The sequence below is a fragment of the Pedobacter fastidiosus genome (genome assembly GCF_014306625.1).
In the GTDB taxonomy this organism is placed as follows: Bacteria; Bacteroidota; Bacteroidia; order Sphingobacteriales; family Sphingobacteriaceae; genus Pedobacter; species Pedobacter fastidiosus.
On record NZ_JACRYL010000013.1, the window covers coordinates 81,941 to 103,079 of the forward strand.

The window sequence follows — 21,139 nt, forward strand, 5'->3', positions numbered from 1 at the left end:
ATTTAAACCTCATCCTTAGTATTTTTTACCAAGCCAATTCCTGATACGAAAAATATTAATCCGATTACACCATATACAATTAATCCACGTGTCTGCTGGCTATGTTGTACAAAGCCCCAACCAGCGTAAATTAGTCCGATAATTCCTAAAATGGTCAATACAGTTCCAAAAGTGCGTTTTACATTCATTTTGATTGATTTTATTACGTAAAGACAAATTTAAGATGATTTTGTTTTGAGTTTAATTTAAGTTCTGGCTTGGGCAAAATACACTTTGGCTATATTTTTTATAACTTCATAAAAAAATCTAATTATGCAATACGTCATTTACATTCTAATCTTCCTCGGAATCGTTATCCTTTTAAGTTCCTTTGTAACGGTTAAACAGGGAACAATTGCTGTTGTAACTGTTTTTGGAAAATATCAAAGACAGCTTAGACCAGGATTAAACTTCAAAATTCCATTAATTGAGCAAATTTATTCTCGCATTTCGATTCAAAATCGTTCTGTAGAACTTTCATTTCAAGCGGTAACGCAAGATCAAGCCAATGTTTATTTTAAGGCGATGCTTTTGTACTCGGTTGTAAATCAAGATGAAGAAACCATTAAAAACGTAGCCTTTAAATTTGTGGATGCAACCAACTTAATGCAAGCTTTAATTCGTACAATCGAAGGTTCTATTCGTGCTTACGTTGCCACACAAAAACAGGCAAATGTTTTGGCTCAACGTAATGAAATCGTGCTTCACGTTAAGGAGCAAATTGATCAAGTTTTAGACGGTTGGGGTTACCACCTTCAAGATCTTCAATTAAACGATATTACTTTTGATGAAGAGATTATGCGCTCAATGAGTCGTGTGGTGGCTTCTAACAACTTAAAAGCGGCAGCAGAAAATGAAGGCCAGGCTTTATTAATTACCAAAACCAAAGCAGCAGAGGCTGATGGTAATGCTATTAAAATTGCTGCTACTGCAGAACGTGAAGCGGCACAATTACGCGGACAAGGGATCGCTTTATTCCGTGCTGAAGTTGCTCATGGTATGACGAAAGCCGCTCAGGAAATGGAAGAAGCTAATCTGGATATTTCGGTAATTCTATTTACCATGTGGACAGAATCTATTAAGCATTTTGCTGAAAACGGCGATGGAAACGTAATTTTCTTAGATGGCAGTAGCGAAGGGATGAATAAAACTTTAAAAGAAATGATGGCTATGCAATTGAACAAACAAAAAGAGCCTAAAGCTAAAATATAGTTCAAAAATATAATTCCTTAAACCAACAAAGCCCTTAGATTTTAAAATCTAAGGGCTTTGTTTTTATAAAAATGTTCGTTAGAAAGAACCTAAGTTCATTACATAACTTCCAGATTGTTGCATAAAATCGCCCATTACTTTTAAAGATTCATCTTCGATAAAATCGAAGGTATCTTGTTTGGTAACTTTTTCTCCCTTTTTAATGGCTGGCAATCCTCTTAAAGCTCTTAAATCATTTTGTCTAGCCAATGATTTAGATTCTTGAGCATCGCGTTCTGCTTTAAGTTTTGCCTCATTTAAAGGAACAGAAACTTCAGCATCGCGTTTTTTAAGGTCGGCAATATCTTGCTTCAAATATTTAAAATCTAATGATCCATTAATACGTTGCTCACTATTTTTCATTAGGCCAGCTTTAACAGTGGTTAAATTTGCAACTGGTTTAAAGCTAGAACTCGCAATAACATCCCAAGGTAAAGCAGATGGTTCTGTATCTTCACCAATTTTATCCATTGGATAAACTGATGGGAAAACCACATCTGGCGTTACACCTTTATGCTGAGTACTGCTTCCTGCAACACGATAGAACTTAGCCATGGTTAAATTAATCTGTCCTAAGTTTATGTCTGCTGGGGTAGTGCCTGCTGGAGAGGTTCCTGTTGTTTTGTTTTTGGTAACCAAACTTGCTACACGTTGCAACATAGATGGGTTAACCAATTTATTTAAATCGATTGAAGATTGAACCGTTCCTTTACCATAAGTTTGACTTCCCATAATAATTCCACGGCCATAATCTTGAATTGCACCAGCAAAAATTTCGGAAGCTGAAGCGCTTAAACGATCTACAATTACTCCGAAAGGACCATCCCAAGTTACACCAGCGTTTTCATCTTCATCAACTTCAATTTTACCGCGTAAATCTTTCACTTGTACAACTGGGCCTTTATCAATAAACAAACCTGTTAATGAGATTGCTTCTACTAAAGAGCCACCTCCATTTCCACGTAAATCCATAACAATTGCATCAACTTTATCTTGATTTTTCAAAGTATCGATCAATAATCTAACATCACGAGTTGTACTTTTATAATTTTTATCGCCTGCGTTTGCAGCTTTAAAATCTGCATAGAAAGCTGGTAAAGAGATTACTCCAACTTTGTAAGTTTTTCCGTTAGAATTTATGGTTTTAACTTTTTTCTTGGCCGATTGATCTTGAAGAATAATTTTCTCCCTAACCATCTCAATAATTACCGGTTTAGAAGACATTTCTTTTCCCACAGGAATTACTTTCAAACGAACTTTAGTTCCGGCTGGGCCTTTAATTTTGGTCACTGTATTGTCTAATCTCCATCCAACAACATCAACAAATTCACCATCACCTTGTGCAACGGCAATAATTCTATCACCGGCACTTAATTGTTTGCCTTTAAAAGCTGGTCCGCCAGCGATGATTTCTGAAATTTTTACGACTTCGTTTTCCAATTGCAAACGAGCACCAATTCCTTCGAAAGAGCGAGACATATCTTCATTAAAAGCAACTGCATTAGATGGATTAAAATAGTTTGTATGTGGATCTATCGACTCCGTAAAAGCATCCATCAAAATCTGGAAAACATCTTGATTATTGGTTTTAGATGTTTGAGACTGTAAATTCTGATAACGTTTTGTTAAGGTTTCTACATTTTTAGCTTCAGTAGTTCCTGCCAAATTTAAATTGACCAATTCGTACTTAACACGCTTTTTCCAAGTATCATTTAAGGTAGCTGCAGAAGTTGCCCAAGGCATTTTTTCTCTATCGTAAACATAAGTGTCGTTCTGGTTAAAGTCGAACTTAGATCTGATAGAAGCTAGAGAAACGGTAAAGTATTCATTTAATCTTTTCGCGTAAACATTATAGATATAGAATGGGCCACTTAAATCTCCATTTTTAAAATCATCATCCAAAGTGAATCTGTATTTCTCAAATTCTTTGATGTCAGAAGCTAAAAAATAGTTTTTGCCCTGATCCAAAGATTTAATGTACTTATCTAAAATTAGCGATGATATAGAATCGTTGATCTGAATTTTTTTGTAATTGTAACTCTCAATCAAATTCACCACTTCTTTAATAACAAGTTGTTGCTGCTCATCGGGTTTCACATTTGTAATGCCTTCAACAACCGGTTGAGGTTTTGGTGCGGCATGACAAGCAAGTACTGCTGCAGTAAAAATTACAAAAAATATTCTTTTTAACATCTCTTTAAATAATTTAAAATCCATTTCTAATTCTATATAGCCAATATGATACCATTTTAACGAAAAAACAAAAAAGAGACAGCAATATTACCGTCTCTTGTTAAAACGTATCAAATCTAGCTAAAAGCTTTCTATTAAGCAATTCTTTGGGATTAACGCAGGAGGGTAATTTTTGTTTTAAAACTCAATGCTTAAACCCTAATAGACAAACTTCTATAAGTTGTAGACTAAAAATAAGCTGTAAAGGTTTAATCAATATCTAGGGATGATTATTGATTGATCAGAAATTTGCACTCCAACTAATTATTTTCTGAAAAAAGTCTATTTTTTTGGAGAGATTTTGATGGCAATTAGTTCTCTTGCATCTTTAATCTGCGCTTTATATTGAGAGGTTTTAATTGAGTTTGCCAACCATTCTGCACTTTTTAAATCTCTTAGGGCTAATGTAAAATCTTTCTTTTTAATTTTAACCTGAGCAATTCCTAATACGGATTCTATGTAAGAATTATTGCTTTTTAATTGTTTAGCTAAAATACCTTGTTGGGTGTAAAACCACATGGACTGTGTGTATTTACTACTGGCCAAATAAACTTTACCTAATAGGTTGTAAGTATTCATTAAGCCGTTTTTGCTCCCCATTTTCGAGTAATTTTTTAGAGCCACATTTAGCAAAATTTGTTCGGCATCTGTAAATCGACCAAGTTGATAGTGCATATTACTCATCTTGATGATGGCTTGGCCATACCTGTTAAAGTTTTTTACCGCACTATATTCGAAAGCGGCTTTACCAAATAAGGTTAATGCTTCATTAAAATCTCCTTTTCGCTCTAGATCTTCAGCTTCATCGAAAAAACCATTTCCGTCAGCTTCATCATATTTGGAAACTGCGATGTTAATGGCGTTTCCGCCGTTAGGTTCTTGAATTTCAATGCGATCGATGTTTTGAGCGTAAAGTTGTAATGAGGCAAAAAGGCTAATAAAAGCCAAAACTATTTTGGTCATGCAACAAAAATAATACTTTAATTACAATTTTAGCTAAATACCTGTAAATTAACATCAAATGATGCCCACACCATGTAGGGATGCGAATCGCAGTGGTAAACTTCACCCTTTGCAGAGATTCCAACAACGCCTGCAAAGCCATCGTAAGGCTTAAGTTCTGTAAAGGATTTATCGCAGGCATCTTTTAATGAAAAGCCATCCGTAACACGAGTAACAATTTTCGCAGCCAAAGCGGTGCTTGTAATGTCTTCACCTACTCCAGTACAAGAAATACCTGCAAACTGATTGGCGTAATTTCCAGCTACAGTAGCGGAATCACTCACTCTGCATGGAATTTCGAAGCCCTTACCGCCTGTTGATGTTGCTGCTGCTAAATTTCCATCGGCGTCTAGAGCAACGCACCCTACTGTTCCCAGATTATTTTTCTGGTTCAATTTAGCTTCATATTCAGCTTGACGCTGATCTGTAATGGGGTTAAAATAATCGAATCCGTTTATGCGGGCAAAATCCTGAGCACCTTCTCCACTTAAAACACGATCATCATAAGTAATTAAATCTTTTGCAATTTCTATCGGATTTTTAACATCCTCAATATTGATTACACCACTAAATTTTTCGGTTTTACCATCCATTAAAGATGCACTGAGTCTAACTTTTCCATCGCTCTGAATTTGCGAGCCAATTCCTGCGTTAAACAAATCATTATCCTCTAGCAAAGCCGTTGTATAAACCACTGTTTCTAGTGCGGTATGTGTTTTCAGGTATTCGTGGCCAAGCGTAACAATTTCTGCTAAAGCATTTTGCTTGGCTTTTTTTGTTTCTTGGTTGGTTGATGACTCACTGAAAAAGCCACCATGTATAATAAGTTTCATCTTGTTCGTATCAAGTTTTGGGTGTCAAGTATCAAGACTAGGTTATGATAACCCAAAGTCTAGAACATCAATTACGCTATCGGAATAACTTTAGGATGATGAATAATCAAACTGTGATCGGTTAAATCATAAACATCGCCATCGCACATTACGTGAACAACCATATTTTTAATCGAAACCGGTTGGCCCATTTCTACATCTGTTAAATTGGTATCGGCCATATTTCGTCCATCTACCAAAATAACCATACCCGAACCAATGGCTTCCATAACATGCCCATCCGAAATGAATAGCCCCGTATCTTCACCTAAGCCAATGCCCAAAATGCCCGGGTTACTTGCTGCTGCATACAATAAACGGCCGATTCTGCCTCGTTGTACAAAGTGGGTATCCACAATAACATCATCAATAAAACCTAAACCTCCGGTAATTTTTACTTCACCTTTAAGCAATGCATCTTTACTGCTGCCTTGATAGATCATGTTTTTAGAACTTGCCGCCGCACCTGCAGATGTTCCTGCAATAACAACCGGCTCATTCCTGTATTTATCCAATAAAATTTGATGGATTTTAGTTCCGCCGAAAATTGAAGACAAGCGAAGTTGATCGCCTCCTGTAAAAACAATTACATCAGCAGCTTTAATCCGCTCACAGTTTTCTACGGAATTTGCTTCCTCACGGTTTGTGATGTTTAAAACACCTACATTATGAACATCCAACTGGGCATAAGCCTTGATATATTCTTCACCAACTTTTTCTGGCATTAATGAGGCCGTGGTAATTATTTCAAAACGCGATTCTACATCTTTTGTCGATTCGGTGGTAATCCTTTTTAGGATTCCACGTTCAAAAAAATTCATATTTTCAGGCAATCCAAATTGCGTTTCAGCAAAGCTACCTGTGTTTATTGCGCCGCCTATAATTATGAGTTTACCCTTCGGAACCATTCGTTGTGTATATATTATTGTATCAAAAAACTCAAATATATCAGCTTATGATAAAAAACAAGACTTTTTTGTCAATAATATTCAGTTTATTAACAAACGTTAAAAATATTTAGCCAAAAATCAGCTCTATTTGCTCCTAAAATAAAACAAATACTACAAAAAATTGATTTAGGTATTTGGACTGCCATTTTTCAAAATAAATGTATAATTTACAATCACCAATTTTTTATAAACATAATGGGGTTTAATAGGCGCAGAATTGCTTGTTGATAATTAAAACAGAACAGATTTTTTTAAAATGAAGATATCAAACATACAAGTATTAAGAGGACCAAATATATGGTCGATAAGTCGCAAGAAACTCATCCAAATGCGTTTAGATTTGGAGGAATTAGAGCAAAGACCAACAAACGTAATTGAAGGATTTAGTGAAAGATTGGAAAAACTAATTCCAAGTATGTTCAGCCATCGCTGCTCTAAAGGTGTAGAAGGCGGTTTTTTCGCTAGAGTAAAAGAAGGCACTTGGATGGGGCATGTTATTGAACACATTGCCTTGGAAATTCAAACCATTGCTGGTATGGAAACTGGTTTCGGGCGTACCAGACAAACCAAAACTGATGGAATATATAATGTAGTATTCAGTTATCTTGAAGAAAAAGTTGGTGTTTACGCAGCTGAGGCAGCTGTAAATATAGCTCAAGCTTTAATTGATAATGTGGAGTATGACTTGGATCACGACATCAGACGGATGAAAGAAATCCGCGAGTTGGAAGCGCTTGGTCCAAGTACAGGTTCTATTGTTGAAGAAGCTGTGAGCAGAAGTATTCCTTGGATTAGATTAAATAAAAGCTCGTTGGTGCAATTGGGTTATGGCAAAAATCAGGTTCGCTTTAGGGCAACTATGACGGAGCAAACCAGCAGTATTGCAGTTGATATTGCCAGCAATAAAGAAGAAACTAAACGTTTGTTAACCGAAGCGGCTATTCCGGTTGCTTCTGGCGTTACGATTTCAAATCCAGATGAATTGGAAGCATCTGTTAAAAAAGTGGGCTTCCCATTAGTTTTTAAACCATTAGATGGCAATCATGGAAAAGGCGCAACCATTAATGTTAAAACCTTAGAAGCAGCAAAAGAAGCCTTTGAATATGCCAAAACATATTCTCGCAGGGTAATTATAGAAAAATTTATTACAGGCTATGATTTCCGTGTATTGGTAATCGACCATAAAGTTGTTGCGGCGGCTCAACGCGATCCGGCGCATGTTAAAGGAAACGGAATTCATACCATTCAAGAATTAATCGACAAGGAAAATGAAGATCCACGCCGTGGTTACGGACATGAAAATGTTTTAACAGAAATTTCTGTCGATCGTGATACTCTGGATTTATTGGCGAAGAAAGAATATACTTTAGAAACCATTCCAGAAAAAGGTGAGGTTGTATATTTAAAATCTACTGCTAATTTAAGTACTGGCGGAACATCAATTGATGTTACAGACGTGGTTCATCCACAGAATATTTTCATCTGCGAGCGAATTTCGAGAGTAATCGGATTGGATATTTGCGGAATCGATATCATGGCACAAAACTTAACACAGCCCCTTACCGAAAATGGAGGTGTTGTTTTAGAAGTTAATGCGGCGCCAGGTTTCAGAATGCACTTAGCACCAAGTGAAGGCTTGCCGAGAAATGTTGCGGCTTCTGTTATCGATATGCTTTATCCGCAAGGAAAATTATCTCAAATTCCAATTATTGCCGTTACTGGAACGAATGGAAAAACCACCACCACTCGACTAATTGCGCACATTATTAGAAGTAATGGAAAACGTGTAGGTTTTACCACGAGTGATGGAATTTATGTGCACAACACCATGTTGATGCAGGGTGATACCACCGGGCCAGTAAGCGCTGAATTTATTTTAAAAGACCCAACGGTAGAATTTGCAGTTTTAGAAACGGCCAGAGGCGGAATTTTGCGATCGGGTTTAGGCTTTAATGCCTGCGATATTGGTGTAGTAACCAACATTCAAGAGGATCATTTGGGAATTTCGGACATTCACAATCTTGATGATTTAACCCGAGTTAAAGAGGTAGTTATTGGAGCAGTTCGCCGTAAAGGCTGGGCAGTTCTAAATGCCGACAATGGTTATTGCGTTAAAATTGGAAGAGATGCCCGGTGCAATGTTGCCTATTTTAGTATGGATGAAAATAATCCGGTAATTAAGGATCATTGCAAAAAAGGTGGAATCGCAGCCATTTACGAAAACGGTTACATCACCATTAAAACTGGCGACTGGAAATTAAGGGTTGACAAAGCCACACACATTCCATTAACTTTTGGCGGTTCTGTAAACTTTATGATTCAGAACGTTTTAGCGGCAACCCTAGCGGCTTATTTATGGGGCTACAAGCCAGAGGATATTCGTTTATCGCTCGAAACCTTTATTCCATCTGCAGCGCACACGCCAGGAAGAATGAATGTGTTTAGATTTAAAGACTTTAAAGTTTTGGTAGATTTTGCACATAATCCAGATGGATTTAATGGTGTAAAAGCTTACTTACAAAGTGTTGAAGCTACTAAACATGTAGGAATAATTTCTGGAACAGGTGATAGAAGAGACGAAGATATTATTGAAACTGCTCGTATTGCGGCGCAAATGTTTGATAAAATTTACATTTGCCAAGAGAAATATCTACGTGGTCGCCAGCAACAAGAATTAATAGACTTATTGGTTAAAGGAATTCATGATATTGATCCTAACAAAGAGATTGTAATTAATAATCGAAGCACAGAATGTTTAGAAGATGCCATTAATACAGCTACTAAAGGCTCTTACATTACTATTTTAAGTAACACAATTGACAATACCATTCAAAGAGTTACCGAACATCTGGATAGAGAATTAGAAGCCTAAAGCTCCCCTTTTAAAAATTCATAAACACAAAAAAAGCATCTCAGATTTGAGATGCTTTTTTTGTGCAATTTCTTAAACTAGATATTAAGCTTGAGAATCGCGTAATCTTTTTATTTCATCGTGCGAGCGTCTCAAGGATGATTTTTGTTCGGAAATTAAATCTCTAATATTTGATGGTAAATCTTCTTCTTCCAACGCCATTTTATATGCATTTTGAGCAGCATCTTCGCCAAACTCACAATTGTTTAAAACGGTTTGACGATCGTGACCTGTAAATAGCGCTTTAACATCCATCCATCCTCTGTAAATTTTTCCTGAAGTTGTAGTTCCAGTTTCAATATCTTCTCCTGAATCTGCGACTTCTGTAGCCAAAGCCATTTTATATTTTTGGCTTTCTTCAATCATATTTAAAAATAAAGATTTTAAATCTGCATCGCCGTCTTTTAATTCTTTGCGAGCTTTTTCATATCCTTCTATACGGTCGTTGTTAATTTGAACAAGGTCGTTTAATACCTCTGCCGTTACTGTTGTAGTTTTCATGTTTTTTATAGATTTTGATGTATAAAAAGAACAAGATCAGGCAAAGAAGGTTTGTCATTTTTAAAAAAAGGATATTCGTAAAAGCTATAATGATAGATCGTTCATGTTAGTTTAGTATTAAGGTAAAGTCGCAATTTTTTTACTCAAAAAATCTCTGAAACACCTAAAATTTTGGTTTAATAAATGCAGATTGCAAATATTGAAATTTTTATGATGTTATAAAATTATGAGCACAATTATTCAGAATCCTCCTGATGGGGGTACCATATACACAGAAACTAATCTGAGTCAGCTTTTTCCAGAGCCACTAAATACAATTACCAGCTGTTTCTTTTTGGCAATTGCCGTTTATTGGACATTTAAACTTTGGGGAAATTTTAAGCAACATACTTTTTTATCAATTGCTTTGGTTTTACTTTACATTGGTGGTATTGGCGGAACAACCTATCACGGTTTAAGGAGATGGCCCATTTTTATTATGATGGACTGGATGCCAATTATGCTCCTTTGTTTATCTGCAGGGGTTTACTTTCTAGCCAAATTAACCAAATGGTATTATGCTGTTTTAATTGTGGTTCTGTATGCATTTTTCCAATTTTTCCTTCGAAAACAATTTACCGGAGGGGATTTCCAAATCTTCATAAATATAAATTATGCCTTCATGGCTGCCTTGGTTTTATTTCCTGTTTTCGGATATCTGGTAAAAACCGAATGGCTTAATGGTAAGTGGGTCGGCTTTGCATTAATTGCCTTTATTTTTGCATTAACTTTCCGCATTGCGGATAAATGGGAAATTTTAGCTGTTGGCACACACTTTCTATGGCACACTTTCGGGGCAGTGGCTTCGTTCTGTATGCTTAATTATATTTATTTAGTTAATGCGAAGAAAGTGAAATCTTAATAGAATCTTCATTCTTAAAAGGCGTAAAAGTTTTATCTTCGTTAAAACGACTTTTACGATATGAAAAAATTATTCATTTTATCTGCTCTTATTTTGGGCTTAAACTTTGCTTCTAATGCTCAAAGCATTTTAAGTAAGGCAACATCAATCGCATCTTCTGCCGGATTTGATGTTAACACCTTAACCTCCGGGATTTTAGGGAAACTTACACCTGCACTTAGCTTAACACCCGCTCAAAAGCCAACTGTTACTTCAGCAGTTAAAGATTTCCTAGTTCAAAAGGCAACAATTATGGCCACACAAAAAACTGATCCTGCTGGTTATAAAACTAAGTTTGGAAAATTATTTAGCGGATTAAAATCAAAACTTGGAACAGCTTTAACAATTGCGCAGTTAACAAAGTTTACTTCGTTAAAACCTGCTACAAACACACCAAGCAATGTGCTTTCGCAATTGTTTTATTAATAAAGAGAGGCTGGATCTTCATGAAGCGTCATCCTAAGCTTGTGGAAGTGCCGTTAAAATGTATTTATGGCATTTCGACAAGCTCAATGGGACAAAAATCTAAAGAAAAATTGATTTATAATTCAGCCTCTTAATTACAATTTAGAATGTGCTTTAGAATAATTTAATTTCTGATTGCCGATTGCGTACTTAATGCCACCTAAAAGGTGTTTTAAAAACTTATCTTCTTTCCAAGTTTCGTCGGTATGACCCATTGAGGTATAAAAAGCTCTGCCTCCATCAAAATTGTGATACCAGCTAAAGGGATGGAAAGCTCCATTTTTGCCACCCGTGTATGATTTTTCATCGATGGTAATCAACACTTTAATATCGGGATTGATCTCTTTGAAATTATATAACTCATCTTTATGCATCCAAACCGAATCGGTGAAAAATTTTGTTGATGGGTGTTTTTTATCCTTGATTACAAAGCTAGCTTCTTGTACGGCTGGGTGACTGGTAAAATAAGCACCTGCAAGTTTTCCGTACCAAGGCCAATCGTATTCGGTATCTGTTGCCGCATGAACACCAACATAACCGCCTCCAGCTTGGATGTATCTTTCGAAAGCAATTTGCTGGGTGTTATCCAAAACATCGCCAGTGGTGCTTAAAAAAATCACTGCCGCATAATTTTTTAAATTTTCTTCTGTAAATTTTGAAGCATCTTCTGTTGTATCAACGCCAAAATTATGCTCAGCACCCAACTTTTGAAGGGCTAATTTACCAGCACCAATGGAACCGTGTCTATATCCTTTCGTTTTAGAAAAGACTAAAACTTTTGTTATTTTTTTTGCGGAGATATAACTTTGAAATAGAAAAATTGAAGCTATTAAAAAGCAGATTGAAAGTAGTTTTTTCATCATTGATTTGGTTAGGGTGAAACCTTGTAAAATGTGAATTTAAGAAAGTTGTTTGATAATTTGCTTACATCTTTCTTCAACTTGTTTGCAAACAGGCTCGAAGAGCGAATCATCCCAATACGGGTCTGTAACTTCGTCGTTATCTAAAAATAATTTTACCTTTTCTCGTTCTTCAGCAGTTCTTGCCAAACGCTGAACGTCACTTAAATTATTTCGATCCATAACAAAAATCAAATCGTACTCAACAAACATATCGTAATTAAATTGTTGAGCTCTTTGATTGCTAATGTCGTAACCGCTGGTTTTGGCTGCCAATGTACTTCTTCTATCGGGAGCTTTACCAATGTGCCAGTCTCCCGTTCCGGCAGAAGCAATTTCCCAATTTAAATTTTTCTCTTTTGATAAATGGCGCATAATACCCTCTGCCAAAGGCGAACGGCAAATATTGCCCAAGCAAACCATTAAAATTTTCAAATATTTATTTTTTAGCGGTGTATGTGTAATTTACGGAATAAGTAATATTGTTCTCGTTATAAACATAAGTATCGGTTATTGTGTTTCCACTTAAATTGAGAACGCCTGTATGCCCAAACCCATCGTCTAGTTTAATTTCGTTGCCGTTCTTTGTCCACTTTGCATTTTTATAACTAATCATATCACATAATGGGCCGGTTGATGTATATGAATAAGATCCATCCTTAGAAAAGACAAGCGTAAAATTATTGTTTAGGCAAGAAGATGACCCAGACAATAACATAAAGTTAGTTTCTGGTTTTCCATTTACCACCTTCGCGGGAGTAATTGTTGCTGATGTTAAAGGCCAGCTATAGGCGGTAATTTCATCAACAGTTGCAATTGTTTTCTTTTTACAGGCAAATACTAGGCAGATGGTGGCAATCAGTAATACTTTTTTCATAACTTTTTTGGTTTCTCCTTAAACGAGATGAATGTCAAAATAGCTACAGTAAATAAAAATTAATATGGATTCATATTATTAGAAACTAGCCATAAATATCATTAAGTATTTTGGCCAAACGAACTCCACCTTTTAATAATTGTTGGTTTAGCGTATCTACCCATTCGAAGTTGTAGCGATAGCTTAATTTCGAATCTGGTTTTGTGTTATCGTAGATTTTTGTACAAACATTATACGATTCGTACATACAATCTTTTAAGCTGGTATTTTGCCAGTTATAAAGTTGAACTGCCGATGGATGATTAATTGCCTTCGCAAATTCTGTATAACTTAATTGTTGATATTCTATTAATTGCTCATCCCAAACTCTATGCAAATTCGATTTATCATTAAACCACAATACGGAAACCCGGTTACCACCCAAATCTTCCTTATGCGCAACATGCATAGGTTGGCATAAATCTCCAGCTAAATGCACCAACATTCTCAAGGCCAATTTCTTTTGATCTGCAGTACTGCTGGTTTTCTTCAAAATTGCGATTAAATCGGGGATTTTATTGTAAAGATTTGGCGCCTTTTCTGTTTCTAAAATATTGTAAACGCCAGCCTTATCTAATCCGCCAGGCAGATTAACAAAGTGCCAATTGTACATATAATTGTAAGTAGAATCTGATTTGATAAAATCGCCCCAGTTTGCACACATGGCCAAACTTTCGGAACCTAAAATTGACTGAATGGCTTTGCGGGTTTTTACTTTTAAATAGCTATCGGCAATTTCGCCAACTACTCTATGACCAATCATACCCCATGCATTCGCTTGAATAGGCAGATAAGCCAAAACTCCGAAAATTAGTGCTGTAGTTAATTTCTTTTTTATTGATGTAAATATCATTTTATAATTCTTTTTGTATGCAGGTAACTTTTTCTTTTAGGGTTAATTTAATTTCACGTTGATCGCTTAAACTTTCGAGAAGCAGAGTATCAGCAGAACGTTTTTTGATTAGAAAATTCTTATCATAACGACCAATGCGATAACAACCAGAAATTTTTTGCTTGTAATTTGCGTAAGTGAAGGTAGCGCCGACAAATAAAGTATCGCCTTTCACAGCATAAACACCTTTTGCATATTCTTTCCACACCCCGTTATTATAGCAAGAATCTTCGTAAAAATTCACTTTGCTATGGGTTACAAAATCTATGTAAACCGAATCGCAGGTAAACTTAAAATGATGTTGGGTATAGTTGGTTAATTTATTACTGAAAGCCACAGAATCTTCATTCCAAACGCCCTGCATAAATGCTTCTCCCTTACCTTGAATGTTCGGACGGGAAGTACAAGAAAAATGTAAGATGGAAAAGGTAAAAATGAGAATGTACAAATACTTTAGCCTTGAAGAAAGCTTGATTGTTTTCAAATCAAGAAGTTTATTAATTGATTTTGGCATTTTTCGCAGAGCGATTATTTTATAATTTTTGGTGCTATTTTGAGTTAATAAAGTCTATTAAAGCGGAAATACTTTTTCCATTGCAACAACACTGAATAACCTAGTCATGCTGAGGCACGAAGCATCTGTTTCATAGTTTGCAGATGCTTCGTGCCTCAGCATGACAGAAATTTGAAAAAGATGAAGCAAAAAGCGGGGCTGTTGAAACCGAAGAACGAATTCTCCTGCTTTGCAAATACTATTTCAAGCTTCCAACCATATCTTCTGGGCGCACCCACTCATCAAATTGTTCATTGGTTAATAATCCTAATTCAACCGCCGCAACTTTTAAAGTTTTATTTTCCTTGTGGGCTTTCTTCGCAATTTTAGCGGCATTTTCATAACCTACATGCGGGTTTAAAGCCGTAACCAACATTAAAGAGTTTCGCAAATGCTTTTCTATTTCTGGTAAGTTAGCAGTAATTCCTGCTGCACATTTATCGTTGAAAGAAACGCAGGCGTCGCCAATTAAGCGTGCAGATTGCAACACATTAGCAGCGATTAATGGTTTGAAAACATTCAATTCGAAATGGCCAGACATACCGCCAACTGAAACAGCAACATCGTTACCCATAACTTGGGCACAAACCATTGTCATTGCTTCTGGTTGCGTAGGATTTACTTTTCCTGGCATAATAGAAGATCCTGGTTCATTATCTGGAATTACGATTTCGCCGATTCCACAACGAGGGCCAGAACTTAACATCCGTACATCGTTAGCAACTTTCATTAAAGAAACCGCAGTGCGTTTTAAAGCTCCTGAAAGTTCTACCATTGCATCGTGCGCAGCCAAAGCCTCGAATTTATTTGGTGCAGTAACGAATGGCAGGCCAGTTAAATCGGCGATTTTTTGAGCAACCAAAACATCATATCCTTTTGGGGTATTTAAGCCCGTACCAACTGCAGTACCGCCTAAAGCCAACTCAGCAACCATAACCAAAGCGTTTTTTATGGCTCTGATGCTGTTATCGATTTGCTGAACATAACCCGAAAACTCCTGACCTAAGGTTAATGGTGTTGCATCCATAAAATGGGTACGGCCAGTTTTAACAATTGAACTAAATTCTTCAACCTTTTTAGCTAAAGTGTTTCTAAGTTTTTCTAAACCTGGAATTGTGTTTTCTACTGTTAATTTATACGCTGCAATGTGCATTGCAGTTGGATAAGTATCGTTTGATGATTGCGATTTATTTACATCATCGTTGGGGTGAAGCACTTTTTTATCATCGGCCAGTGCGCCACCATTAATAACGTGCGCACGATTTGCGATTACTTCGTTACCGTTCATGTTACTTTGAGTGCCAGAACCAGTTTGCCAAATTACTAGAGGAAACTGATCATCTAACTGACCAGCAATAATTTCATCGCAGGCTTTAGCAATCAGTTCAGCTTTCTCTGCAGAAAGTACACCAAGCTCGGTATTGGCCTGTGCTGCTGCTTTTTTTAAGTATCCAAAAGCATGGATTATCTCTTTAGGCATTGAACCTTCAGGTCCGATTTTGAAGTTATTGCGTGAGCGTTCGGTTTGTGCACCCCAATATTTATCTGCAGGCACCTGCACCTCGCCCATGGTATCGTGTTCTATTCTGAAACTCATTGTAATTTTGATTTTTGTTGTCGCAAATTTAAGTTTTTTGCCTATAAAGCAAGGTATTATATTCGATATTTACCAAGGTATGATTAGGCTAATTTTTCTTTAGCATTGATTAGGTCAAACGCATCACTTTGTGATGCAGATTGATGTATTATGCGGATTAGATTTGGAAAGATGCTGAAATAGTTTTTGGCTTGGGTTCGGCCCCGCTGATTCGCTGCAATCTTTTTGTGAGTGTCAGTCTATTCCTGTTGAAGACTTGCAAAAAGAAAGTTTCCGCTGCCATCGGGTTTGGGTGGCTCGGAAACTACGATTAATAAAGTTGCATAATGCAGATTTTGGCTAAAGCCCAAGGCGTTTAATCATTATTCCGTTGGTTGAAACCAACTGCAAGGGATGGAAAGCTGCACATACTCTTAAGAGCAAAACTATCACTATCTGTTTTAAAATTGTTCGCTATTCATTGCCGTTCGGCTTTAGCCAACGGAATTTAAATTCTGCTCCAAACCATCCAAATACTAAGTTGATGATTGCATTTACTAATTTGGCATTTTATAAACGGGCTTTTAAATAGATGTTTATGAAAAATTAAACATTATGAAAAAGATAATCTTCATATTACTAAACCTTATTATTTCCGTATCTGCCGCAAATGCCCAAAAGGGCATAGATTTTTCCTACAATTACGCAGCTGGTGGAAAGTTACTAATGTGTGTGGATAGTTTAGCCAAAAACGTTTATTATGCCAATGTATTCCCCAATCAACCTAATACATACTTTAGTTATCTGCCTGAAGTAAACAATTTAGGCATCCAAATTTATTTTAGAAAGAATATTAATATAGAGCACTATCGCTACACAATTTTAGCCGATAATAAACCAATAGTAGTAAATAAGTCGATTAATAAAGCGCAACTCAAAGATGCTCAGGCAGGAGACGAAGAGGTATTTAGCTCTACAAAGCTCGGTACCTTTTCTATAAAAGACAAAATTATTACAATATTAGTTTACAGCATCGAAACGCCTCTAATTATTGATAAATCTGTTTTTTATGGTAAGCTGATTCCCAAGGCTAAAATCAAAGCTATTGGAAAGCGTTTCACAACTGAAAAAGGCGTTGACTACAGCTACATAACCGACCCAAAAGAAAAAACGAACCTTCATCTCACTAATAAAGATGATGAACTAACTATTGTAAAAGACAGAACAGAGATTGATTACATATATTATACCTCGATAAAGGATAAGCAAACAAATAAAATAATTTTCGAATCAACAGCTTGGCAATATGGTGGCCACATTGATGATACACATCAGTTTTCACCCTATTTAAAATTTGATAAAAGCATTTTCAAAAAATCGGGAGATTATGAAATTATTATTAAGCCATCATCATTTAGTCGATACAAAATGTTGCCAAAAGAGATGGAAAAATATACAACGAGATATACACTTTCTATAACTTTAGAGGAAGAAAGCTACACCAAAAAGGAAATTTACAGCTATGGGCTGATGGCGACATTTATTATAGGTTTAAATTTTTTACTTATATTTCAAGCTGTCAAAAAAAGAAACAAAAAAAAGCTGGCAGAAACAACGCAACAAAAAAACATAGCAAAGCTTCAACTCAACTCAGTCCGCTCACAACTCAATCCGCATTTTTTATTTAATGCTCTGGCTGGAATCCAAAACTTGATGAATAAAAATGAGATCGACAATGCCAACCGTTACCTCAGCAAGTTTGCCCGCTTAACCCGAAATGTTTTAGATAGTAAGGAGCTGATTAGCCTTACCGAAGAAAAGACTTTGCTTGATGATTACCTGCAAATGGAGCAATTGCGGTTTGGCTTTCAATATAAAATTAACGCACCTGCAGATTTAGATACAGAAAACATAGAAATCCCATCCATGCTTTTACAACCATTTGTAGAAAACGCCGTAAAACATGGAATTGCAGAAAAGGGCGCTGATGGCAACATTGAAATCGATTTTAAAAAGCAATCAGCTGATTTAATTTTGAGTATTAAAGATAATGGAAAGGGCTTCGACGCCACTAAAGATTACAGTGGTTTAGGCTTGTCATTAAGTAAAAACCGAATATCTTTACTCAATACAATATATAAAGAAACGCCTTTTGTTCTGAACATTCAATCAGATACAAATGGAACAGTAGTTACGATAACACTAACACAATGGTTATAAAATGAGGGCAATTTTAGTTGATGATGAGCAAGCAAATCTGGAAAATCTTCAGGTTCTGCTTTCCAAAAATTGCCCTGAAGTTAAAGTTGTGGCCGTTGCGAATAATATAGAAAGTGCATACGATCAGGTAAACTTACATCGGCCAGATTTACTTTTTCTTGATATTCAAATGGGTAAAACTACGGGCTTCGATTTGCTGAATATACTCGGAGAAAAATCTTTCGAAGTTATTTTTGTAACCGCCCATGATCATTATGGAATCCAGGCCGTAAAGTTTGCGGCTTTGGATTATCTACTTAAACCTGTAGATCCTGATGAACTGAAAATTGCAGTTTCAAAAGCAACGGAAAGAATTAAAAGTAGACTTAACAGTGATCAGCTGAATTTTTTACTCAATCAAATTAAACGGACAGAGCCTAGTATTCCTAAAATCGCTTTGCCCCAACAGCACGAAATCCGTTATGTTTCGGTTGATGACATTATTCGCTGTGTGGCCGACAATACCTACACATTTTTCTTTTTGGCCAATGGCGATAAAATTTTAATTTCCAAACCGCTTAAAGAATATTCTGATCTGCTCAAACCGCATGGTTTTGTGCGAGCGCATCAAAGTCATTTGGTTAACCCAAAATTTGTAAAAAGCTGGCTTAAAGAAGATGGAGGAACTTTATTGATGAACAATGGCGATAAGATTCCGGTATCAAAACCTAACAGAGAGATGGTAAAAGAGGTTTTGGGCAAGTAATTACATCTTAATTCGTTATACTTGAATCTCAGTTTTAGGCATGAAATTAATTAAGAAAAACATCTTCAACATTTTATTGGTAACTACGCTTTTGGTAATTGTTTTGGTACCAGATGCAAAAGCATTCTTCTTAAAAGGCTTAATGGAAATCGGATTGTATTCGCCAAAAACAGAAGAGATTATTCCGGTGTTAGTGAATCTAGATGGAATTAAATTTAAAGATGAAAAAGGTAAAATAATAGATCTGAGCGACTTAAAGGGAAAGGTAATTTTCTTAAACTTTTGGGCAACTTGGTGTCCGCCATGTAGAGCCGAAATGCCCTCACTCAATAAACTTTATAGCCTGTTTAAAAACGATCCAAATGTTGTTTTCATTTTTGCCGATGCGGATGGGGATTTGGTAAAATCAGCAAAGTTTATGCTAAATCGGAAATTTGAAATGCCAGTTTACAAAGTGGAAAGCAACATACCTGAACAAATATTTGCAGGCTCCTTACCAACAACGGTAATATTCGATAAGCAGGGAAGACTGTCTTTTAGGCATGAGGGAATTACTGATTACTCGGATAAAAAATTCGTAGCATTTTTAGGAAAACTGAAAGAAGCAAAATAAAATTATCGCTTAAACAGAACGACCTTATATTCTTTTGAGTTTCTATAATAAATACCGTGAATTTCTTTTGGCAAAACTTCATAACCGTCTTTAATCCCGTAAAGGATAAAATAGATGGTGTACATTTTGCTTTTAACATCAGGTAAAAACTTCATTTTATAATCTGAATTCTCAGCGCCAGATTCTGCGTGAAATATTGAACTAAGCTTCGTTTTTGGATTTGTAATTTTAACTTCGCTGGCAGAGATATAGCCATTGGCAAGTGAAAATCTGATGTTTAAATTTGCCATTTTACCATTATAATACTCTACATCGTATGCTTTTTGGGCAAAAGCGGGCAATGTTAGAAATAGCAAAACTGTGGATATTAGACAAAATATTTTCATGACCAAGGTTTTTTGAAATAAACTTAAAAATTTTAGAGGACTATATAGGCATATTCTACAGACAGGAATGTTTTTATTTTTTCTAATGCAAAGTCCTTTCGACCGAAGCGGAGAAATCTTTGCAATAATGTTCAAAGGTTTCTCCGTTCCGCGATGCTCCAGTCGAAATGACGGCAATGGAAAGGATAGACTAAATCGTCCTTTCGACCGAAGCGGAGGAATCTTTGCAATAACGTTCAAGGGTTTCTCCGTTACGCTGCGCTCTGATCGAAGTGACGGAAATGAAATGTAACCGACTCACTAAATCGTCCTTTCGACCGGAGCGGAGAAATCTTTGCAATTGACGTTCAAAGGTTTCTCCGTTTCGCTGTGCTCCGGTCGAAATGACGGAAATGAAATGGAAGGACTGACTTGATCGTCCTTTCGACCGAAGCGGAGAAATCTTTGCAATCAACGTTCAAAGGTTTCTCCGTTCCGATGTGCTCCAGTCGAAAGGACGGAAGCAGAAAAGACTGGTTGGATCGTTCTTTCGACCGAAGCGGAGAAATCTTTGCAATAACGTTCAAAGGTTTCTCCGTTCCGCTGCGCTCCGATCGAAGTGACGGAAATGAAATGTAACCGACTCACTAAATCGTCCTTTCGACCGAAGTGGAGAAATCTTTGCAATCAATGTTCAAGGGTTTCTCCGTTACGCTGCGCTCCAGTCGAAAGGACGGAAATGGAAAGGATAGACTAAATCGTCCTTTCGACCGAAGCGGAGAAATCTTTGCAATTGACGTTCAAAGGTTTCTCCATTCCGCTGTGCTCCAGTCGAAATGACGGAAATAGAAAAGACTGATTGGATCGTCCTTTCGACCGAAGCGGAGGAATCTTTGCAATAACGTTCAAAGGTTTCTCCGTTCCGCTGCGCTCCAGTCGAAATGACGGCAATGGAAAGGATAGACTAAATCGTCCTTTCGACCCTAGTGGAGAAATCTTTGCAATAACGTTCAAAGGTTTCTCCGTTCCGCTGCGCTCCAGTCGAAATGACGGCAATGGAAAGGATAGACTAAATCGTCCTTTCGACCCTAGTGGAGAAATCTTTGCAATAACGTTCAAGGGTTTCTCCGTTCCGCTGCGCTCCAGTCGAAATGACGGCAATGGAAAGGATAGACTAAATCGTCCTTTCGACCGAAG

Annotated in this window: 21 protein-coding genes; 8 read left to right on the forward strand and 13 right to left on the reverse strand. The window is 36.6% G+C overall.

Annotated features, from left to right (window positions below):
- Positions 1 to 2: 2 nt before the first annotated feature.
- A complete protein-coding gene (locus H7U22_RS15285) occupies positions 3 to 188 on the reverse strand; it encodes a hypothetical protein (RefSeq protein WP_187072208.1) in 186 nt (61 codons plus the stop codon).
- Between the two features lie 124 nt (positions 189 to 312).
- Between H7U22_RS15285 and H7U22_RS15290 the strand changes: the two genes are divergently transcribed.
- Entirely contained in the window at positions 313 to 1,251 is a 939-nt protein-coding gene (locus tag H7U22_RS15290) for an SPFH domain-containing protein (RefSeq protein WP_187072209.1), read from the forward strand.
- 78 nt (positions 1,252 to 1,329) lie between these two features.
- On the opposite strand, the gene H7U22_RS15295 is transcribed toward H7U22_RS15290, so the two are convergent.
- The 4 genes from H7U22_RS15295 to H7U22_RS15310 all read right to left on the reverse strand — a co-directional run bounded on the left by H7U22_RS15295 (position 1,330) and on the right by H7U22_RS15310 (position 6,304).
- Positions 1,330 to 3,507, reverse strand: a complete 2,178-nt coding sequence (locus H7U22_RS15295) for a carboxy terminal-processing peptidase (RefSeq protein ID WP_187072210.1) — start codon at positions 3,505 to 3,507, stop codon at positions 1,330 to 1,332.
- 297 nt (positions 3,508 to 3,804) lie between these two features.
- On the reverse strand, positions 3,805 to 4,485 hold the full coding sequence (locus tag H7U22_RS15300) for a tetratricopeptide repeat protein (RefSeq protein ID WP_187072211.1): 681 nt from the start codon (positions 4,483 to 4,485) through the stop codon (positions 3,805 to 3,807).
- A 29-nt stretch (positions 4,486 to 4,514) separates the two neighbouring features.
- Positions 4,515 to 5,357 (reverse strand): isoaspartyl peptidase/L-asparaginase, encoded by an 843-nt coding sequence (locus tag H7U22_RS15305; RefSeq protein ID WP_187072212.1) that lies wholly within the window; start codon positions 5,355 to 5,357, stop codon positions 4,515 to 4,517.
- A 71-nt stretch (positions 5,358 to 5,428) separates the two neighbouring features.
- Entirely contained in the window at positions 5,429 to 6,304 is an 876-nt protein-coding gene (locus H7U22_RS15310; protein WP_187072213.1) for a cyanophycinase, read from the reverse strand.
- A 298-nt stretch (positions 6,305 to 6,602) separates the two neighbouring features.
- On the opposite strand from H7U22_RS15310, the gene cphA reads away from it, so the two are divergent.
- Positions 6,603 to 9,218, forward strand: a complete 2,616-nt coding sequence (gene cphA / locus H7U22_RS15315) for a cyanophycin synthetase (protein WP_187072214.1) — start codon at positions 6,603 to 6,605, stop codon at positions 9,216 to 9,218.
- Between the two features lie 84 nt (positions 9,219 to 9,302).
- Here cphA and H7U22_RS15320 read toward each other — a convergent pair whose 3' ends face one another.
- A complete protein-coding gene (locus tag H7U22_RS15320; protein WP_187072215.1) occupies positions 9,303 to 9,758 on the reverse strand; it encodes a PA2169 family four-helix-bundle protein in 456 nt (151 codons plus the stop codon).
- A 226-nt stretch (positions 9,759 to 9,984) separates the two neighbouring features.
- Here H7U22_RS15320 and H7U22_RS15325 point away from each other — a divergent pair, with 226 nt between their 5' ends.
- Positions 9,985 to 10,659 carry a hypothetical protein gene (locus H7U22_RS15325; protein ID WP_187072216.1) on the forward strand — a complete coding sequence of 225 codons (675 nt, stop codon included), beginning with the start codon at positions 9,985 to 9,987 and terminating at the stop codon, positions 10,657 to 10,659.
- Positions 10,660 to 10,719: 60 nt separating this feature from the next.
- Positions 10,720 to 11,124, forward strand: coding sequence for a hypothetical protein (locus H7U22_RS15330; protein ID WP_187072217.1), 405 nt, complete (start codon positions 10,720 to 10,722; stop codon positions 11,122 to 11,124).
- 134 nt (positions 11,125 to 11,258) lie between these two features.
- On the opposite strand, the gene H7U22_RS15335 is transcribed toward H7U22_RS15330, so the two are convergent.
- From H7U22_RS15335 to fumC, 6 genes are all read right to left on the reverse strand, one after another.
- Entirely contained in the window at positions 11,259 to 12,023 is a 765-nt protein-coding gene (locus H7U22_RS15335; protein WP_187072218.1) for a ThuA domain-containing protein, read from the reverse strand.
- 39 nt (positions 12,024 to 12,062) lie between these two features.
- A complete protein-coding gene (locus tag H7U22_RS15340; protein WP_187072219.1) occupies positions 12,063 to 12,497 on the reverse strand; it encodes a low molecular weight protein-tyrosine-phosphatase in 435 nt (144 codons plus the stop codon).
- A gap of 4 nt (positions 12,498 to 12,501) precedes the next feature.
- Entirely contained in the window at positions 12,502 to 12,939 is a 438-nt protein-coding gene (locus tag H7U22_RS15345; protein WP_187072220.1) for a hypothetical protein, read from the reverse strand.
- Between the two features lie 85 nt (positions 12,940 to 13,024).
- A complete protein-coding gene (locus H7U22_RS15350; RefSeq protein ID WP_187072221.1) occupies positions 13,025 to 13,831 on the reverse strand; it encodes a S1/P1 nuclease in 807 nt (268 codons plus the stop codon).
- 1 nt (position 13,832) lies between these two features.
- Positions 13,833 to 14,354 (reverse strand): fumarate hydratase, encoded by a 522-nt coding sequence (locus H7U22_RS15355; RefSeq protein WP_248284767.1) that lies wholly within the window; start codon positions 14,352 to 14,354, stop codon positions 13,833 to 13,835.
- A gap of 268 nt (positions 14,355 to 14,622) precedes the next feature.
- On the reverse strand, positions 14,623 to 16,020 hold the full coding sequence (gene fumC, locus H7U22_RS15360) for a class II fumarate hydratase (RefSeq protein WP_187072223.1): 1,398 nt from the start codon (positions 16,018 to 16,020) through the stop codon (positions 14,623 to 14,625).
- Positions 16,021 to 16,614: 594 nt separating this feature from the next.
- On the opposite strand from fumC, the gene H7U22_RS15365 reads away from it, so the two are divergent.
- The 3 genes from H7U22_RS15365 to H7U22_RS15375 are packed head-to-tail and all read left to right on the forward strand — an operon-like array spanning position 16,615 to position 19,577.
- Entirely contained in the window at positions 16,615 to 18,219 is a 1,605-nt protein-coding gene (locus tag H7U22_RS15365; protein WP_187072224.1) for a sensor histidine kinase, read from the forward strand.
- Between the two features lies 1 nt (position 18,220).
- Positions 18,221 to 18,964: a LytR/AlgR family response regulator transcription factor gene (locus H7U22_RS15370; protein ID WP_187072225.1), complete on the forward strand. Its 744-nt coding sequence runs from the start codon at positions 18,221 to 18,223 to the stop codon at positions 18,962 to 18,964.
- Positions 18,965 to 19,004: 40 nt separating this feature from the next.
- Positions 19,005 to 19,577 (forward strand): TlpA family protein disulfide reductase, encoded by a 573-nt coding sequence (locus tag H7U22_RS15375; protein ID WP_187072226.1) that lies wholly within the window; start codon positions 19,005 to 19,007, stop codon positions 19,575 to 19,577.
- Between the two features lie 2 nt (positions 19,578 to 19,579).
- On the opposite strand, the gene H7U22_RS15380 is transcribed toward H7U22_RS15375, so the two are convergent.
- Positions 19,580 to 19,963, reverse strand: a complete 384-nt coding sequence (locus tag H7U22_RS15380) for a hypothetical protein (protein ID WP_187072227.1) — start codon at positions 19,961 to 19,963, stop codon at positions 19,580 to 19,582.
- Between the two features lie 838 nt (positions 19,964 to 20,801).
- On the opposite strand from H7U22_RS15380, the gene H7U22_RS22875 reads away from it, so the two are divergent.
- A partial coding sequence (locus tag H7U22_RS22875; protein ID WP_222621879.1) for a hypothetical protein occupies positions 20,802 to 21,139 on the forward strand: 338 nt, incomplete at its 3' end.

Bases quoted from the DNA above. Each gene is read 5' to 3' on its own strand.
- H7U22_RS15285 (WP_187072208.1), bottom strand. From the start codon at position 188: ATGAATGTAAAACGCACTTTTGGAACTGTATTGACCATTTTAGGAATT.
- H7U22_RS15290 (WP_187072209.1), top strand. From the start codon at position 313: ATGCAATACGTCATTTACATTCTAATCTTCCTCGGAATCGTTATCCTT.
- H7U22_RS15295 (WP_187072210.1), bottom strand. From the start codon at position 3,507: ATGGATTTTAAATTATTTAAAGAGATGTTAAAAAGAATATTTTTTGTA.
- H7U22_RS15300 (WP_187072211.1), bottom strand. From the start codon at position 4,485: ATGACCAAAATAGTTTTGGCTTTTATTAGCCTTTTTGCCTCATTACAA.
- H7U22_RS15305 (WP_187072212.1), bottom strand. From the start codon at position 5,357: ATGAAACTTATTATACATGGTGGCTTTTTCAGTGAGTCATCAACCAAC.
- H7U22_RS15310 (WP_187072213.1), bottom strand. From the start codon at position 6,304: ATGGTTCCGAAGGGTAAACTCATAATTATAGGCGGCGCAATAAACACA.
- cphA (WP_187072214.1), top strand. From the start codon at position 6,603: ATGAAGATATCAAACATACAAGTATTAAGAGGACCAAATATATGGTCG.
- H7U22_RS15320 (WP_187072215.1), bottom strand. From the start codon at position 9,758: ATGAAAACTACAACAGTAACGGCAGAGGTATTAAACGACCTTGTTCAA.
- H7U22_RS15325 (WP_187072216.1), top strand. From the start codon at position 9,985: ATGAGCACAATTATTCAGAATCCTCCTGATGGGGGTACCATATACACA.
- H7U22_RS15330 (WP_187072217.1), top strand. From the start codon at position 10,720: ATGAAAAAATTATTCATTTTATCTGCTCTTATTTTGGGCTTAAACTTT.
- H7U22_RS15335 (WP_187072218.1), bottom strand. From the start codon at position 12,023: ATGAAAAAACTACTTTCAATCTGCTTTTTAATAGCTTCAATTTTTCTA.
- H7U22_RS15345 (WP_187072220.1), bottom strand. From the start codon at position 12,939: ATGAAAAAAGTATTACTGATTGCCACCATCTGCCTAGTATTTGCCTGT.
- H7U22_RS15350 (WP_187072221.1), bottom strand. From the start codon at position 13,831: ATGATATTTACATCAATAAAAAAGAAATTAACTACAGCACTAATTTTC.
- fumC (WP_187072223.1), bottom strand. From the start codon at position 16,020: ATGAGTTTCAGAATAGAACACGATACCATGGGCGAGGTGCAGGTGCCT.
- H7U22_RS15365 (WP_187072224.1), top strand. From the start codon at position 16,615: ATGAAAAAGATAATCTTCATATTACTAAACCTTATTATTTCCGTATCT.
- H7U22_RS15370 (WP_187072225.1), top strand. From the start codon at position 18,221: ATGAGGGCAATTTTAGTTGATGATGAGCAAGCAAATCTGGAAAATCTT.
- H7U22_RS15375 (WP_187072226.1), top strand. From the start codon at position 19,005: ATGAAATTAATTAAGAAAAACATCTTCAACATTTTATTGGTAACTACG.
- H7U22_RS15380 (WP_187072227.1), bottom strand. From the start codon at position 19,963: ATGAAAATATTTTGTCTAATATCCACAGTTTTGCTATTTCTAACATTG.